General features: G+C 59.7%; 17 protein-coding genes. 7 read left to right on the top strand and 10 right to left on the bottom strand.

The genetic code is table 11. The features are described from left to right. Window positions 1-63: 63 nt before the first annotated feature. A complete protein-coding gene (gene iadA / locus I6L49_RS02810; RefSeq protein ID WP_216950563.1) occupies window positions 64-1,194 on the bottom strand; it encodes a beta-aspartyl-peptidase in 1,131 nt (376 codons plus the stop codon). A gap of 66 nt (window positions 1,195-1,260) precedes the next feature. Further along, window positions 1,261-2,040: an ABC transporter substrate-binding protein gene (locus I6L49_RS02805; RefSeq protein ID WP_026034932.1), complete on the bottom strand. Its 780-nt coding sequence runs from the start codon at window positions 2,038-2,040 to the stop codon at window positions 1,261-1,263. A 1-nt stretch (window position 2,041) separates the two neighbouring features. On the opposite strand from I6L49_RS02805, the gene I6L49_RS02800 reads away from it, so the two are divergent. Both I6L49_RS02800 and I6L49_RS02795 read left to right on the top strand, forming a co-directional pair. After that, window positions 2,042-2,302: a hypothetical protein gene (locus I6L49_RS02800; RefSeq protein ID WP_203116590.1), complete on the top strand. Its 261-nt coding sequence runs from the start codon at window positions 2,042-2,044 to the stop codon at window positions 2,300-2,302. Window positions 2,303-2,429: 127 nt separating this feature from the next. After that, window positions 2,430-3,050 carry an ACP phosphodiesterase gene (locus I6L49_RS02795; protein WP_216950562.1) on the top strand — a complete coding sequence of 207 codons (621 nt, stop codon included), beginning with the start codon at window positions 2,430-2,432 and terminating at the stop codon, window positions 3,048-3,050. A gap of 43 nt (window positions 3,051-3,093) precedes the next feature. Here the strand turns inward: I6L49_RS02795 and I6L49_RS02790 are convergent, their stop codons facing one another. Next, complete coding sequence (locus tag I6L49_RS02790) at window positions 3,094-3,477, bottom strand: DUF2069 domain-containing protein (protein ID WP_216950561.1); 384 nt, start codon at window positions 3,475-3,477, stop codon at window positions 3,094-3,096. Further along, window positions 3,474-3,824: an arsenate reductase (glutaredoxin) gene (gene arsC / locus I6L49_RS02785; protein ID WP_216950560.1), complete on the bottom strand. Its 351-nt coding sequence runs from the start codon at window positions 3,822-3,824 to the stop codon at window positions 3,474-3,476. The genes I6L49_RS02790 and arsC overlap by 4 nt, the downstream gene beginning before the upstream one ends. A 60-nt stretch (window positions 3,825-3,884) precedes the next feature. Between arsC and I6L49_RS02780 the strand changes: the two genes are divergently transcribed. Continuing rightward, window positions 3,885-4,367 (top strand): TlpA disulfide reductase family protein, encoded by a 483-nt coding sequence (locus I6L49_RS02780; RefSeq protein ID WP_139442068.1) that lies wholly within the window; start codon window positions 3,885-3,887, stop codon window positions 4,365-4,367. A gap of 90 nt (window positions 4,368-4,457) precedes the next feature. Here I6L49_RS02780 and I6L49_RS02775 read toward each other — a convergent pair whose 3' ends face one another. Then, complete coding sequence (locus I6L49_RS02775; RefSeq protein ID WP_005333848.1) at window positions 4,458-5,912, bottom strand: M48 family metalloprotease; 1,455 nt, start codon at window positions 5,910-5,912, stop codon at window positions 4,458-4,460. Between the two features lie 121 nt (window positions 5,913-6,033). Between I6L49_RS02775 and I6L49_RS02770 the strand changes: the two genes are divergently transcribed. The 3 genes from I6L49_RS02770 to I6L49_RS02760 are packed head-to-tail and all read left to right on the top strand — an operon-like array spanning window position 6,034 to window position 8,205. Then, window positions 6,034-6,267 carry a sulfurtransferase TusA family protein gene (locus tag I6L49_RS02770; protein ID WP_005361432.1) on the top strand — a complete coding sequence of 78 codons (234 nt, stop codon included), beginning with the start codon at window positions 6,034-6,036 and terminating at the stop codon, window positions 6,265-6,267. A gap of 25 nt (window positions 6,268-6,292) precedes the next feature. Further along, a complete protein-coding gene (locus I6L49_RS02765) occupies window positions 6,293-7,363 on the top strand; it encodes an AI-2E family transporter (RefSeq protein ID WP_128816768.1) in 1,071 nt (356 codons plus the stop codon). Between the two features lie 35 nt (window positions 7,364-7,398). Next, a complete protein-coding gene (locus I6L49_RS02760; protein ID WP_216950559.1) occupies window positions 7,399-8,205 on the top strand; it encodes a MipA/OmpV family protein in 807 nt (268 codons plus the stop codon). A gap of 111 nt (window positions 8,206-8,316) precedes the next feature. Here I6L49_RS02760 and I6L49_RS02755 read toward each other — a convergent pair whose 3' ends face one another. After that, window positions 8,317-9,117, bottom strand: coding sequence for an alpha/beta fold hydrolase (locus I6L49_RS02755; RefSeq protein WP_216950558.1), 801 nt, complete (start codon window positions 9,115-9,117; stop codon window positions 8,317-8,319). Window positions 9,118-9,245: 128 nt separating this feature from the next. On the opposite strand from I6L49_RS02755, the gene ppk2 reads away from it, so the two are divergent. Further along, entirely contained in the window at window positions 9,246-10,061 is an 816-nt protein-coding gene (ppk2, locus tag I6L49_RS02750) for a polyphosphate kinase 2 (protein ID WP_005361444.1), read from the top strand. Window positions 10,062-10,173: 112 nt separating this feature from the next. On the opposite strand, the gene I6L49_RS02745 is transcribed toward ppk2, so the two are convergent. From I6L49_RS02745 to malE, 4 genes are all read right to left on the bottom strand, one after another. Further along, a complete protein-coding gene (locus tag I6L49_RS02745) occupies window positions 10,174-11,310 on the bottom strand; it encodes an ABC transporter ATP-binding protein (RefSeq protein ID WP_005333867.1) in 1,137 nt (378 codons plus the stop codon). Between the two features lie 68 nt (window positions 11,311-11,378). After that, on the bottom strand, window positions 11,379-12,269 hold the full coding sequence (gene malG, locus I6L49_RS02740; RefSeq protein WP_005333868.1) for a maltose ABC transporter permease MalG: 891 nt from the start codon (window positions 12,267-12,269) through the stop codon (window positions 11,379-11,381). A gap of 12 nt (window positions 12,270-12,281) precedes the next feature. Next, a complete protein-coding gene (gene malF / locus I6L49_RS02735; RefSeq protein WP_216950557.1) occupies window positions 12,282-13,934 on the bottom strand; it encodes a maltose ABC transporter permease MalF in 1,653 nt (550 codons plus the stop codon). Between the two features lie 75 nt (window positions 13,935-14,009). After that, a complete protein-coding gene (gene malE, locus I6L49_RS02730) occupies window positions 14,010-15,191 on the bottom strand; it encodes a maltose/maltodextrin ABC transporter substrate-binding protein MalE (protein WP_005333871.1) in 1,182 nt (393 codons plus the stop codon). Window positions 15,192-15,276: the final 85 nt, after the last annotated feature.

Genomic DNA, 15,276 nt, shown 5'->3' with positions numbered 1-15,276 from the left:
TGTCGGGCTTTTGCTGTTTGGAGCAACCACGCACTCGCACTGACTACGATATTGCCCGCAGCCTTATTCGCGCCACTGGCCGCCACTCATCACTCGCTCGATAGCAAACGTCCGGTCGTGCACCAGCAGCAGATCCGCATCCTGCCCAACCCCGATACGCCCCTTGCTGCCAAGCCCCAGCGCCTGCGCCGGATTGCTCGTCACCACGGCCAACGCCTTCTCCAGCGAGACACCGAGCCGGGTCGCGCGCACGCACTGCTGCCACAGGCTGGCAATCTGGCCGCAGCGCATCTCGATTAGCCGCCCTTCGCCATCAAAGCGCGGCAGGCTGGCGTTGGCATCCGAGCTGAAGGTGATGCGCTCGGCAGGCACATTGGCGGCCAGCAGCTCGACGAGCGCATCGGCGGCAAGCCGCTCGCCATCCTCCAGCAGATCGGGAAAGCTCGAGGTGGTGAGGTCGACCCAACCTCCCGCCTTGCCCCACTCGATGGCCTCGGCAAAGAGCCAGGGGTTGCGGTTGCAGTGAGTGGGATAGAGCTGGCGCAGCGGAATATCGGTCTCATCGCGAAGAGCCCTCAGGGGGGCCAATGCCCCCTTGCCATCCCCGACATGAAAGAAGCTGACCCCGCTCTTGCCCGCAAGCAGCCCGGCCACCCGCGCCTCGCTGGCAAGCCTGGCCAGCTCATCGTGGGTCGGCGCACTGGATCTGTGGTCGCTGATGGCCACCTCCCCCACCCCCAATACCTCGGGGATCAGGATGATGTCCGACTCCACCGTGCCGGTCAGGGTCTTGACCGGCAGATGGTAGGAGCCGGTATACATAAAGGCGCTCACTCCGGCGGCGCGAAACTCGCGCACCTTGCCGAGCACCTGCGCGGGAGTGCGGGTCAGGCTGTCGGTGCCAAGCGCCGCCACCAGGGTAGTGACACCTGCCTTGAGCGCCTCGCTCGCCGCCAGCTCAGGGGTGCGAAAAGCAAAGCCCCCCTCACCGCCGCCGCCCGTGATATGGGCCAGCGGATCCACCAGCCCGGGCACCAGATAGCGGCCACGACCATCGACCCGATGCAGCGGCCAGTTTGTGGGCACCGTCAACCCCTTGCCCATCCAGGCGATACGACCATCAGCCACCAGCAGATCCTGCTGGCCAAGGTGGGCGGGGCTGAAGATCTCGGCCCCCTCGATCAGGGTCAACATGGCGATCCTCCTTGCACGATTGTCGCTTGCCCAATGAAAAGAGAGGGAGCAAGCTCCCTCCCCCCGTCAACCACCATATATATCGTACTTGAAGTACTTCTGGTTGATCTGCTGATAGGTGCCATTGGCACGCAGTGCCTTGATCGCCTCGTCCAGCTTGCCCTTGAGCTCCTTATCGCTCTTGCGCACGGCGATCCCCATACCATCACCAAACCACTGGCGATCGGTCAGGGCAGGCCCCACATAGTCGAACTTGTCGCCCCCCTCTTTGCCAAGCAGCCCCTGCTCGATGGCAGAGGCATCGGCCAGCAGGGCCAGCACCCGACCCGCTTTCAGATCGAGATAGGCCTCATCGGCATTGCCGTAGCGGACGATGGTGACATTCGAGCCAAAATTGTCGGTCAGGTACTTGTCGTGGGTGGTGGCCCGCTGCACCCCGATGCGCTTGCCCGCCATGCCTTCCGGGGTCAGCGTCAGCTCGGTCCCCTTGGCCGCCACAAAGCGATTGGGAATATGGGCATATTTCTCGGTGAAATCGACCTTCTGGCGCCGCTCGTCGGTGATCGACATGGCGGCGATGATGGCGTCGTATTTGCGCGACAGCAGGGCCGGGATCATGCCGTCCCAATCCTGTGCCACCAGCTCGCACTTGACCGCCATCTGCTGACACAGGGCGTTGGCGAGATCAATATCAAACCCCTTGATCTCGCCCGACGCATCGGTCCAGGAGAAGGGCGGGTAGGCCCCTTCCACCCCGAAGCGCACGGTTTTCCACTCCTTGGCCATGGCGGGGGTGGCCAGCAGGCTGGCAACAAACAGGGCTGAGAGGGTCAGTCTGATCTTCATCATGAGTACTCCATTACATAAAAAGCGCACAGGCGCGGACAAGGCACCGCAGGCGAATGCATGCGATGACCAAAAGCGGCAAAATCTGGATGAGCAAGATCACGCCCAAGCGGGCGTCAGTGAACTGCTCCAGAGGTTCGATCTATTCGTCGAACCACTCGGAGAGATAGAAAGGCTTGAAGTAGAAGGCCAGAAAAAAGCCTCTGGCTTTGCGCATCATGGTGGTTTGTCGCGTCCTGTGACAAAGATGGCATCACCTTAGCACGCCCGAATTTTGCCCGGCAAGAGGCAGCCACAGGGCAGTAGCAAAATCCCGATCATGGTCAAGGCAGGCGGGATCCGTTAGGCTCGAAGCACCTTGCCATCCCATAACAGACACACAGCGACCGATGAATTTTCTGGCCCATCTCCATCTGGCTGCCCACACCCGAAGCTCCCTCACCGGCAATCTGCTCGGCGATTTCGTCAAAGGCACGCTGCCCACGGGGCTTGTCGCCCACTTCGATGAGGGGATCTGGCTGCACCGCAAAATTGACGCCTTCACCGACGGCCACCCCGAGCACAAGGCGGCCGTCGCCTGTTTCGAGGCCCCCTGGCGCCGCTTTGGCGGCATAGTGGTGGATATGATCTACGACCACTGGCTGAGTCAGCACTGGGAGCTGTTCAATACCGAGCCCCTGCCCCGCTTCCTGCAACGCAGTTATGACCAGCTATTGGCGGATCACCCACGCCTGCCGGATGGACTGCCACTCCCCCTCAAGCGGATGGCCGAGCAGAACTGGATCGCCTCCTACCGCCACAGGGAGGGGCTGGGGCAAGCGCTGAATGGCATCGGCCGCCGACTGCGCCGCCCGGTACAACTGGGAGAGGCGCTGCTGACCCTCGATGAATCGCAGTGGCAAACATGCGAGGCGGGGTTTCTGCGCTTCTATCCCGCGCTGATGGACTTTAGCCAGCAGCAACTGGCCCAATATCGGGCAGCCCAAGGGCACAGTGATCCCTCTGGATAGAGCTGCTTCCCCATAAAAAACGCCCCTTTCGGGGCGTTTGTCATCAGTTGGCTTCGTCTTTCTTTTTGCGAATGCTTAAGCCCAGTTCCCGACCACGCAGTCGGGCGTAATAGATGGTGCCGACAAAGGCGATAGTGGTGAACAGCAGCTCCACCACCGCCAGCCACCGCTCCCCCTCATCCGTGGTGATCAGGGTGAGGGCGTGCAGGAAATAGGGCATCAACACGAAGTTGCCCCAGGCGTGGGTGTAGGGGTTGCCCTGCACTATCCCCTTGAGAGGGAAGAGCAGCGGCACCGTCCAGATCACCGGCAGCAGCCAGGGGTTGAGGTCCGGATGAGGCGACAGCCACAGATGCCAGAGGATGACCCAGCACAGCAGGCCGAAGAAGCCGACCAGAGTCAGCCAACGTGCGAAGCGGGTGCTCACTTGAGGATCTCCAGCACCTGCTCCGGCGGGCGACCAATGCGGGCCTGACCGTTCTTGATGACGATGGGACGCTCGATCAGCTTGGGATGCTGGTGCATGGCGCGGACAAGGGCATCGCCGCTGACATCGGCCAATCCCAGCTCCTTGTAGAGATCCTCCTTGGTGCGCATCAGCTGGCGGGGATCGCTAAAACCGAGCAGAGAGAGCAGGTTGCGGATCTCATCTTCGCTCGGGGCCTGCTCCAGATAGAACACCACATCAGGGGCGATCCCGTGCTGTTCCAGCAGGGCCAGGGTTTCGCGACTCTTGGAGCAGCGCGGATTGTGGTAGATTTGGGTCTCGCTCATGGTAACTCCCTGATTAATCGCAAGATGGGACTAGAAACGGCGCTATTGTAGGGGAAAGTGATGGTCAGGGTAAGCGGCAGTGGAAAGGAATTGAAACGAATTTGTTGGCTGATTGTGGCTGGCCTGCTGGGCGCCTGCACACCCGCCCCCGAATTTACCGATGCAACAGGGAAGTCGGTCAGCCTGCGCCACTTTGCCGGCAAGCCGCTGCTGATCAACTACTTCGCCCCCTGGTGCGCCCCCTGCCTGCGGGAGATGCCGCGCCTCAACGGGCTGGCAGCGGAGGGCCAGATCACAGTGGTGGCCATCAACTACGACCCGACCACGCCAGCAGAGCTGAACAAGCTGGCTGCGCAGTATCACATCAAGGTGCCGCTCCTTATTGCCAATGAAGATGCCAAGCTCCCCTTCCCTCGCCCAAGCGGCCTGCCCACCAGCTATCTGCTCGATAGCGAGGGCAAGCTCAAGCAGACGCTGGTCGGCGAGCTCGACCAGCAGCAGATCGAGATGCTCAAGGCGACCGCCAGCAGCCTGAGTCACTAGCCCATCGCTGCTATCACCGTCCCCCACATCAACGCCACCGCCATAAACAACAAGGGCGCACCATAGTGCGCCCTTGTTTGATATGTTTCGTTAGCCCTTGAGGCTGTCGAGATCCTTCTTGGCCCGCTCCAGCTCGGTGATGCGCGCCTCCAGACGAGCCAGGGTCATCCGGTCGCTGGTGGTACCGCGCGCCACGATCAGCTCGTCGATGGCCGCCTGATAATCCCCGCGCAGCGCGAGCATCTCGGCCCGCGCCATATGCAGCTCGGTCATTCTGCCCGCCTTGCGATAGGCATCGGCCAGCAGGTTCCAGGCCAGATTGTTCTCCTCATGGGCACGGGCATAGGGGTCGAGGATGGCGATGGACTTCTTGTAGTTGCCGCTCTCGAGGTAGGCGTTGCCGAGGTTGACCACCACCACTTCGTTATCCGGCATCCGGCTGCGGAACTTCTCGAGGCGCGCGATGGCCTGGGCACTGCGCCCCTTGGCCAGATCGATGTCGGTCTGGGCATCGACGATAAAGAGATCTTCCGGATGACGGGCCGCCAGCTCCTGCATCAGGGTATCAGCCTCGTCGGTACGCTTGAGCTGGATCAGCGCCAGCGCCTTGCCATAGATGGCGGCATCCTTGAGCGGGTAATCCCCCTTCTGGATCCGGCTATCGAAGTAGCTCAGCAGCCCCTGCGGGGTATCGGTACCAAAACGCACCTGAATCCGCACCTTGGCCAGCCAGAAGTCGAGACTGGGCGGCAAATCGCGGCGACCATAGCTGCCCGCCCGAGCGCGGGCCTCGCTGATCCGGGTCTCCGGCAGTGGGTGAGTCAGCAACATTTCTGGCGGCTTGCTGGCATAGCGATACTCGGCAGCCAGTTTCTGGAAAAAGTTGGCCATCCCCATGGGGTCGAAACCGGCATCATAAAGCGTCTTCATGCCGATCCGGTCCGCTTCATATTCGTTGTCGCGGGTGTAGTTGATGGCCGACTGCATGGAGAGACCCAGCGTGGTCTGCAACGCAGCGATACCGGCAGTCGGGTTGATCACCGCCAGCGCGATGGAGCCCACCAGACCGGCCAGGGTCACCGCCGAGCTGCTCGCCTGCGCCTCCATATAACGGGCGATGTGGCGCTGGGTCACGTGGGTGATTTCGTGGGCCAGTACCGAGGCCAGCTCGCTCTCGCTGTCGGCGTAGAGGAACAGGCCGGTGTGCACCTTGACTCGCCCGCCGAGGAAGGCGGCCGCGTTGATGCTGGGATCATTGATGAGGAAGAAGGTAAACGGGAAACGTACCCCATCGGCGTTGGTCAGCAATCGCTGACCCAGATCGTCAATGTACTGGCTCAGCACCGGATCATCGATGATCGGCAGACCCGCACGGGCAAAGCGCATAAAAGCGTTGCCGTAACGCACTTCCTGCTCGATGGGCAGGGCAGCAACCCCGGCCGTGCCGATGTCGGGAAGCTGATTGTTGGCCTCGGCATGAAACGTGGCACCCATCAGGGAAGCCAGCAGAGGAAGCGATGCCATCAGGGGGGAAAAACGTGCCACGTTATCTCTATCTCCATCAGAAAGGGCCTCGGCAGAATACCCTTGCCCATCAAGGGCTACAAGCGTTGTTTCATGCTCTTATCACGGCCATAATAGCGGCCACCTGCCTGATGGAGCCCCCATGGAAATTCTCGACCTGACCCCCTGGCGTTGCCCCGAGCCGCTGATCCGGCTCAAGCTCTGGTTAAGGGGGGCCAAAAGCGGTCAAACCGTCACCATCCGGCTGGCCGATGCGGGCTCCCGGCAGGATATTCCGGCCTATCTGCACCGTCAGGGCCACCATGTCGAGATGCAGCAACAACCGGACAATACCCTCTCTTTGCAGTTGGTTGTCGGGGCGAAACAACCATCTTGAGCCCCAGTGATGTAAGGATGCAGTCATGTTAGAAGTATTGAAGCGCTGGTATCAGACCCGTTTTTCCGATCCCGATGCCGTTACCCTGTTCCTGTTGCTGGTGTTTGGCTTTGCGGTGCTATGGCTGTTTGGCGACCTGCTGGCTCCCCTGCTGGTGGCGCTGGTGCTGGCCTATCTGCTGGAGTGGCCCATCGGACGGCTGCAGCGAGCCAAATTGCCACGGACCTTGGCTGTCACTCTGGTGCTGCTGTTGTTCATCTCTGCATCCGTGCTAGTGGTACTCGAACTGGTACCAACCTTGCTGAACCAAGGGGTCAATCTGGCTAAAGAAGCACCGGCAATGCTCTCCCACGCGCAGGATTATGTGCGCACCCTGCCGGACAAATACCCCGAAATCATTGATGTCAGCCTGGTAGAGACCGTCATCGACAATATTCGCCAGCGCATCCTCACAACCGGTGAACAACTGGTGACGCTCTCTCTCAGCTCGCTGGTCAACATCGGGGCGCTGCTGGTTTATCTGTTTCTGGTGCCACTGATGATGTTTTTCCTGCTCAAGGACAAGCAGTTCTTGATAAGCTCCCTGCGTCGCTTCCTGCCACGCAACCGGGCACTGGTCCAGCGGGTCTGGATTGAGATGAACGAGCAGATCATGAACTATATACGCGGGAAAATTATCGAAATCCTGATTGTCGGCGTGATCACCTACGGCGCTTTTACCCTGCTCGGCCTACGCTACTCTGCCTTGCTTGCGGTCGCGGTCGGTTTCTCTGTGCTGATCCCCTACATTGGTGCTGCCGCCGTCACGGTTCCCGTGGTGATGGTCGCGCTGTTTCAGTGGGGGTTGACGCCGGAGTTCACCTGGCTGGTCATCGTCTACACCGTAATTCAAGTGCTCACCGGCAACTTGCTGGAGCCGCTGCTTTTTTCCGAAGCACTCAACCTTCATCCTGTGGCCATCATCATCGCCGTGCTGGTGTTTGGCGGCTTGTGGGGATTCTGGGGAGTCTTCTTCGCCATTCCCCTCGCCACCTTGGTCAAGGCGGTGATCAATGCCTGGCCAAAACGTGAAGAGATGCCCGGTGCCGCAAAATAACCCGCATCCCCTGCAATCGTGACAACGGAGTGTCCATGACCTTTTTTCGTCAAATCAGAGCGGCAGGGCTGACGGCCCTGCTCCTCGCTGCCGCCATGTCCGTCCGCGCCGATATCGATCTTGGCGCCATGGATCTGCTCACCAGCGACAGTCCCACCAGCCCGGTGCCACAGGGCTTTGTCGCCGGTTCAGCGCTCATCGGGGGACAGGCCCGTTATGAAGCGCAGGACAACGCCCTCTACGCCATCCCCGGCTTTATCTATTTTGGCGACCAGTTCATGTTTCTGGGGGATCGGGCCCGCTACTACTTCCACAAGGATGAGAATGTGGCCCTCTACGGCTATGGCCGGGTCCGTTTTGGCAATCTGGATCCCGAGGACTCTCCGGCCTTTACTGGCATGGAGCAGCGAAAATGGCAGCTGGAGGGCGGGATCGGTGGCAACATCATCACCCCCTATGCCCTGCTGACCGTGCGGGCCAACAGCGATGTCACCGGCCGCAGCAAGGGGCAGGAGCTGCTGCTGTGGGCCGACTTCCCCATCCTGCGCGACAACCTGCTGATCATGCCGGGGATGGGGCTGATGCTGCGCAGCGACAAGATGGCCAACTACTACTTCGGCGGTATCTCCGAAAGCGAGGCCACCGCCCAGCGGCCAGCCTGGGACACGGGCTCAACCCTCTCCCCCATGGCGGCGCTCATCACCAGCTACCGCTTCAGTCCCAACTGGATTGGCATGTTTGCCATGAACTACGAATGGTATGATCGGGACATCAAAAACAGCCCCATCGTCCAGCACGATGGCGAGCTCTATGCGGGTTTTGCGCTGGGCTATATCTGGTAACAGTTATGAGTCTTGAACCGTGAGACACGACCAAACAAAAGGGAGCCCTCTGCTCCCTTTTTCACGACCATCAGGCTGGTAGTAAAGCCTGCTCAAGCTGCCAATTCAGGCTTACAGCGCCGCCAGAAACTCGGTCAGTTGCTGATTGACGAAGGACGGATTTTCCAGCGACGAGATGTGGCCAGCGGCCGGGATCTCCTTGAACGGGCAACCCAGTACCTCGGCCATCAGATAGCCCTCCAGCACCGGGCGCGCCTTGTCCTCGCAGCCGGTCATCACCAAGGCAGGAGTGCTTATCTCCTCCAGCCACTCGATGCGATCCTCGCGAGTCACAAAGCTGCGGCCCACCGCCACCATGGCGGCAATCTTATCCTTTGGCCAGGCGGCAAGGCGCGCCTTGAAACCGCTCATCAGCGCCTCATCAGGCTGATTGGCAAAAAAGAGCGGCGCCACCTGTTCGACGATGGGCGCCGGCACGGTGCCAAGCTGCTCGATCATCGCCAGCATGCCGAGGTAGCGCTCGCAGGTGATCTGCGGTTCAAGGCCGACAAAACTGTCCATCAGCACCAGCCCCTTGAGGCGGTTTGGCACCATGCGCGCCAGCTCCACACCCCACATGCCACCGATGGAGAGACCCACCAGTACGAACTCGTCAACCCCGAGGGCATCGAGCAGCGCCAGGTGATCCCGCGCCAGAGTCGCCAGGGTGCAGCCACCTTCGGGGAGCAGGTCGGAATCACCGTGGCCCCACAGCTCGGGAACGATGCAGCGATAGCTGCCCTTGAGCGCCTCGATTTGCGGCGCCCACATGGCGCTGTCCCACAGATAGCTGTGGCCAAACAGCAGGACCGGCCCTTGCCCTTCGTCCAGATAGGCCATCCGGCGGCCCGCTATCTCCATAAAATGCTTCATGTTATCTCCTGTTGCCAGCGATGGGCGGGCAGTGTAACACGTCCCCCTTGGCAGGTGACGCCTCCCTGGTGCAAGCTGGCAGTGACTCAAAGAAGTCACCCATGAAAGGATGCCAAAAGGAGAAGCCCATGGCGAAGGAGAAGAGCAAGAAGCGGCCGCGTCTGGACAAGAAGTGCTACGAGCACCACCTTGCCCATCTGCAGGAGGAGCTGGTCAAGCTGCAGGAGTGGGTCAAGCAGGAGGGACTGAAGGTGGTGGTGCTGTTCGAGGGACGGGACGCCGCCGGTAAAGGGGGCGTCATCAAGGCGATCACCGAGCCCCTCAACCCCCGGGTCTGCCGGGTCACGGCGCTGCCCGCCCCCTCCGATCGGGAGCGCTCCCAGTGGTACTTTCAGCGTTATGTGGCCCACCTGCCCGCCGCTGGCGAGATGGTGCTGTTTGACCGATCCTGGTACAACCGGGCCGGAGTCGAGCGGGTGATGGGATTTTGCAGCGATGCAGAGTATCGCGAGTTTCTGCGCGCCTGCCCCGAGTTTGAGCGGATGCTGATCCGCTCCGGCATCACCTTGATCAAATACTGGTTCTCGGTCAGCGATGAGGAGCAGGAGAAGCGCTTCAAGGAGCGGATCAACACCCCCATCAAGCGCTGGAAATTCAGCCCGATGGATTTGCAGTCCCGCTCGCGCTGGGTGGAATACTCCCGCGCCAAGGATGACATGTTCACCTACACCGACACCGAGGATTGTCCCTGGTTCGTGGTGGAGGCGGACGACAAGCGCCGTGCCCGCCTCAACTGCATCGCCCATCTGCTGAGCAAGGTGCCCTACGAGGCGATCCACTACGAGCCCATCAAGCTCCCCCCCATCAAGACCGAAGGGTATGAGCGCCCGCCGCTGGCCAGCCAGACCTTTGTGCCCGATATTACCGCCGAACTCGAGGCTTGAACCGGGTTACCTTGCCTATCTGCATGTTCAGATCGCAGGCAATAAAAAGCCGGTCTGACGACCGGCAAAAAGGCATTGATTATTAAGAAAGGAAAACCGGCACAACAAAAAATCAGGTACGGATATATTTGGCGGTACGGGGGAACGCCTGCTCCTTGGCATCGAACAGATAGCAGGCTTCGGCCGGGATACCCACGCTGTAGGTTTGACCGGTCGCCACATCCACATCCGAGGTGGCCTTGACGGTAAAGTCGTGACCATCCACATCCATATAAACGAAGGACTCGGCCCCCAGGTGCTCGGCCACCTGCACGATCCCGCTCACCTTGCTGTGCGCATGGGGGTGATCCAGCGGCATCAGGTGCTCGGGGCGAATACCCAGCTCCACCTTGTCACCCACAGCGCCACTGCGGGCATCGACCCGGGCCCGCACGGTATCGCCAGAGGTCAACTTGACCAGGCACTCCTGCTCGCCAATCTCCAGCAACTCGCCAGCCAGGAAGTTCATCTTGGGAGAGCCGATAAAGCCCGCCACGAACTTGTTGTCCGGGTTGTGGTAGAGATCCAGCGGTGAACCGAACTGTTCCAGGTTGGTGGCAGCTTCGGCCTTGAGCGGGCTCAGCACCACAATCTTGTCGGCCAGGGTCATCGCTTCCACCTGATCGTGGGTCACGTAGATGATGGTGGAGTTGAGCTCCTTGTGCAGCTTGGCAATCTCGATCCGCATCTTGACCCGCAGCGCGGCGTCGAGGTTGGAGAGCGGCTCGTCAAACAGGAACACCTGCGGCTGCTGCACGATGGAGCGACCGATGGCAACCCGCTGGCGCTGGCCACCTGAGAGCGCCTTGGGCTTTCTGTCCAGCAGCGGCTCGAGACCCAGGATCTCGGCGGCGCGCATCACCCGCTTGTGGATGTTCTCTTTGTCCATCTTCTTGAGCTTCAGACCAAAGGCCATGTTCTCGTAGATGTTCATGTGCGGATAAAGGGCGTAGGACTGGAACACCATGCCGACGTTGCGCTCTACCGGCGGCACGTCGTTCATGTAGCGACCACCGATGGTCAGCTCACCGCTGGTGATGTCTTCCAGACCCGCGATCATCCGCAGCAGGGTGGATTTACCACAGCCGGACGGGCCGACGAAGACGATGAACTCGCCCTCCTTGATGGAGAGATTGATATTGCGCAGGGTGTCCTTGTGAACAGCCGGATCGTAATTTTTGCGAACGTTGTTGAGTACTACTTCAGCCATGACGAGCTCCGCTCTTGAATCTTTGCAAATCGTGATAGCGGGGGGAGTCAGCTCCCCCGGCCATAAACTTAACCTTTCACACCACCAGCAGTCAGACCGCCAACCAGCCAGCGCTGTGCCAGCAGGAAGACCACTGTGATGGGGAAACCGGAGAGCACTGCGGCCGCCGCGAAATCACCCCACAGATAGTTCTGCGGATAGAGGTACTGCTGGGCCCCGACCGCCAGGGTCAGATTGTTCACATCCTGCAGCAGGATGGAGGCCATGGGCACCTCGGTAATGGAACCGATAAAGGCCAGAATGAACACTACCGCCAGGATGGGCACCGACAGGGGCAACAGGATCAGACGGAATGCCTGCCACGGGGTCGCACCGTCGATGGCCGCAGCCTCCTCCAGGGAGGAGTCGATGGTCTCGAAGTAGCCCTTGATGGTCCAGACGTGCAGGGCAATCCCCCCCATGTACGCCAGGATCAGGCCACCGTGGGTGTTGAGACCGAGCCAGGGGATGTAGTCACCAATCTTGTTAAAGAGCGCGTAGATGGCTACCAGTGCCAGCACAGCCGGGAACATCTGGAAAATCAGCATGCCCTGCAGGATGGTGGACTTGCCACGAAAACGCAGGCGGGCAAAGGCGTAAGCACAGGTGGTGGAGAGCGTCACGATCATCAGGGCAGTGATGCCGGCGATCTTGATGGAGTTCCACAACCAGGTCAGCACCGGGAACGGCGGCGGCGTGATGCTGCCGTCAGCGTTGGTGATGGACATGCCCAGCGCCAGCTTCCAGTGATCCAGCGTTGGATTGGAGGGGATGATCTCCCCTACCGCGAAGTTACCGTTACGGAACGAGATGGCGATAACCATGATCAACGGGAAGATGATCAGCGCCAGGAAGCCCCACATGACCAGGTGGGTTGCCCACACCCGGTATTTGACTGATTTGGGTTGTACGATTGCCATGTTGAAGCCTCCTTACAGCTGCTTGTCGGCTTTGGACAATTTCAGGTTGAGCAGCGCCAGCGCACCCACGATGAGGAAGATAGCGGTGGCGATGGCACTGGCCAGACCGTAGTCCTGACCACCCGATCCCTGGAACGCAATCCGGTAGGTATAACTCACCAGCAAGTCGGTGGTACCGGCCGGGGTGCTGGCGCCGATGATGTCGGGCGCACCATTGGTCAACAACTGGATAAGCACGAAGTTGTTGAAGTTGAAGGCGAACGATGCAATCAACAGCGGTGTCAGCGGCTTCATCAGCAGCGGCACGGTGATCTTGAAGAAGTTCTGCACCGGACCGGCACCGTCCATGGCTGACGCTTCATAGAGATCTTCCGGAATGGCTTTGAGCAGGCCCATGCAGAGGATCATCATGTAGGGGTAGCCGAGCCAGGTGTTGACAATCAGGATCATCACCTTGGCCAGGAAGGGGTTGGTATACCAGTCCGGCTTGATGCCAAGCGCCGCTTCCAGGAACATGTTGATCTCACCGAAGTTCTGGTTGAACAACCCCTTGAACACCAGGATGGAGATAAACGCCGGGATCGCATAGGGCAGGATCAACATGACCCGATAGAAACCGCGCCCCTTGAGCTCTTCCCACTGCACCAGACAGGCCAGCACCATGCCGATAGCCAGGGTGAAAGCGACGGAGCAGGTTGAGAAGATCACGGTCCAGATGAAGATCTGCAGGAAGGGTGACTGGATACCCGGATCGGTGACGATGCGCGCGAAGTTCTTCCAACCGACGCTCACCACAAAGCCCGGAGCAATACCCTTGCCGACAAACTGACCCTGATCGTCGATGTACTGATAGAAGCCGGTCTCGCCATTGGGCAGCATCAGCTCGCCATTCTGGGTATCACGCAGCAGGTTGCTGTCTTTGATCACCACGCCGGACTTGAGCACGGCACCATCCATCAGACGGGTGTAGTGCTGCTTCTGGGCGGCAAACTTGCGCAGGCTGCTCAGGGTCAGGTGGGTACCGCCATCCGGCAGCACCAGGTCAAGGTCACTCAGGTGAGTACGATGCTCAACAATGGCGCGGATCGGTGCGGCCTTGCTGGCCGCTTCGCCAGTGAAGGGCTGCAGCTCGACCACTTGCTGGGTGTTCTGCACACGGCCCTCGCGGGACGCCAGCTCACGGGCCTTGTTGGTCATAAGGGAAACAGGTTGGCTGATAAAGGATTGATCATCCTGTGTCAGCAGCAGCTGGAACTGGCCGTTGTCGCCACCCAGCAGGGTAAAATCGAATTCACCGCCCGCCACCTTGTAGGTTTTCTTCAGGTGGTAGTCCCGCGCCTGCTCCACGGAGAGCAAGTTGGACCCCGAATAGTTGGTGAAGGCAATGCCAATGGTGTAGGCAAGAGGGAAGATGATAAACACAACCATGCCCGCAACACCCGGAAAGATGTAGCGATGGGCATAGGTCTTCTTGTTCATGAAGACATACAGACCGACGGAAACCACCACCAGATCCAGCAGCGCGAATACCCACTCGCCACTGGCGTACATCATCACGGCTGCGTAGCCGTTGAGGATGGCAACCAGGGCCGCTATGGTCCACTTAAGCCAGGTGTGCTTATCCTTCGGACCGGCATAGGACTCAACAGAAGGTACTACTTCCATGCCAATTAACCTTTATAACGCCAAGAGAGATTTGAGAGAGTGGGAGGCCATGACGGCCTCCCGGGTAGTGCGTGCTTACTGAACGATACGCTTGGCAGCGGTATCCAGCGCTTCGTCAACACCCTGACGACCGGAGGTCACGTTCTTGAGGGCAGTTTCGAAGGAAGACCAGAAACGGCTCATCTCGGGAACGGATGGCATCGGCTCGCCAGCCTGGGCGTTCAGCATGGTGGCCTTGATGTGCGGATCGGATTCCAGGGTCTTCTGGAAGGATTTCAGCGCAACGGCACCCAGCGGCTTGTCGGCGTTAACCGGCGCCAGACCGGCATCGGTCAGCAGGTAGTTTTCCAGGAACTCGATAGCCAGATCCTTGTTCGGGCTGGCGGCGTTGATGGTGGCTCCCAGTACGCCAACGAAGGCTTTGGCCGGCTTGCCGTTCAGGGTCGGCAGCGGCGCTACGCCGTACTTGATGCCGCTCTTGTCCAGGTTGCTCCAGGCCCAGGGACCGTTGATCATCATGGCCACTTCGCCCTTGTTGAACTTGGCGTCCATCACACCGTAGTCGATGCCTTTTTCCAGGTGACCGGACTTGATCATCTCGGAGATGTAGCCCACGCCCATCTTGGCACCTGCGTTGTTCACGCCGGTATCTTTGACGTCATAACCGGTAGCGGTTTTTTTGAAGGCGTAACCACCGTTGGCGGCCACCAGCGGATAGCTGAAGTACGGGGTGTCATAAGCCCACATGATGGCGCGCTTGCCATTTTTCTTCAGAGTCTCGTCAATCTTGGCGATCTCTTCGAAGGTTTTCGGCGGCTCGGGCAGCAGGTCCTTGTTATAAATCAGGCTGACCGCTTCCATGGCAACCGGGTAGCCATAGGTTTTGCCATCAACAGTCATGGCATCCCATGCCAGCTGTTCAAATTTGCCTTTGGTGGCAGCGTTCGGCGTTACCGGAACCAGCAAACCGGCTTTGACCCACTCACCGTAACGGTCGTGAGCCCAGAAGAAGATGTCCGGGCCGTTGCCAGTGGCGGCGGCTTGCTGGAATTTCACTTCAACCTGATCCGGGTGGGCCACAGTAACCTTGATGCCGGTTTCTGCTTCAAACTTCTTACCCACTTCAGCCAGACCGTTGTATCCCTTGTCACCGTTGATCCAGATGGTCAGCTGGCCTTCATCGATGGCAGCAGTAGCAGAGCAAGCGACGCCAAGAGTGGCCAGACCGATCAGGGATGACAGCAATTTCTTTTTCATGAGCCTTTCCTTGTATTAGTTCCGCGCTGTAAGAGCATTGTGTGCGAGATGAATATTATCCCAAGCGGCAAACGGCTCACATGAC

Source organism: Aeromonas sp. FDAARGOS 1419, from assembly GCF_019047045.1.
GTDB lineage: Bacteria > Pseudomonadota > Gammaproteobacteria > Enterobacterales > Aeromonadaceae > Aeromonas > Aeromonas veronii.
This window is presented reverse-complemented; position numbering and strand designations above follow the sequence as displayed.

Excerpts from the sequence above, each read along its gene's own strand:
- arsC (WP_216950560.1), bottom strand. The coding sequence starts at position 3,824 with ATGAGCGAGACCCAAATCTACCACAATCCGCGCTGCTCCAAGAGTCGC.
- I6L49_RS02795 (WP_216950562.1), top strand. The coding sequence starts at position 2,430 with ATGAATTTTCTGGCCCATCTCCATCTGGCTGCCCACACCCGAAGCTCC.
- I6L49_RS02745 (WP_005333867.1), bottom strand. The coding sequence starts at position 11,310 with ATGGCTGAAGTAGTACTCAACAACGTTCGCAAAAATTACGATCCGGCT.
- malG (WP_005333868.1), bottom strand. The coding sequence starts at position 12,269 with ATGGCAATCGTACAACCCAAATCAGTCAAATACCGGGTGTGGGCAACC.
- I6L49_RS02780 (WP_139442068.1), top strand. The coding sequence starts at position 3,885 with ATGGTCAGGGTAAGCGGCAGTGGAAAGGAATTGAAACGAATTTGTTGG.
- malF (WP_216950557.1), bottom strand. The coding sequence starts at position 13,934 with ATGGAAGTAGTACCTTCTGTTGAGTCCTATGCCGGTCCGAAGGATAAG.
- I6L49_RS02800 (WP_203116590.1), top strand. The coding sequence starts at position 2,042 with ATGAGTACTCCATTACATAAAAAGCGCACAGGCGCGGACAAGGCACCG.
- malE (WP_005333871.1), bottom strand. The coding sequence starts at position 15,191 with ATGAAAAAGAAATTGCTGTCATCCCTGATCGGTCTGGCCACTCTTGGC.
- I6L49_RS02805 (WP_026034932.1), bottom strand. The coding sequence starts at position 2,040 with ATGAAGATCAGACTGACCCTCTCAGCCCTGTTTGTTGCCAGCCTGCTG.
- iadA (WP_216950563.1), bottom strand. The coding sequence starts at position 1,194 with ATGTTGACCCTGATCGAGGGGGCCGAGATCTTCAGCCCCGCCCACCTT.
- I6L49_RS02770 (WP_005361432.1), top strand. The coding sequence starts at position 6,034 with ATGGAAATTCTCGACCTGACCCCCTGGCGTTGCCCCGAGCCGCTGATC.
- I6L49_RS02755 (WP_216950558.1), bottom strand. The coding sequence starts at position 9,117 with ATGAAGCATTTTATGGAGATAGCGGGCCGCCGGATGGCCTATCTGGAC.
- I6L49_RS02765 (WP_128816768.1), top strand. The coding sequence starts at position 6,293 with ATGTTAGAAGTATTGAAGCGCTGGTATCAGACCCGTTTTTCCGATCCC.
- I6L49_RS02760 (WP_216950559.1), top strand. The coding sequence starts at position 7,399 with ATGACCTTTTTTCGTCAAATCAGAGCGGCAGGGCTGACGGCCCTGCTC.
- ppk2 (WP_005361444.1), top strand. The coding sequence starts at position 9,246 with ATGGCGAAGGAGAAGAGCAAGAAGCGGCCGCGTCTGGACAAGAAGTGC.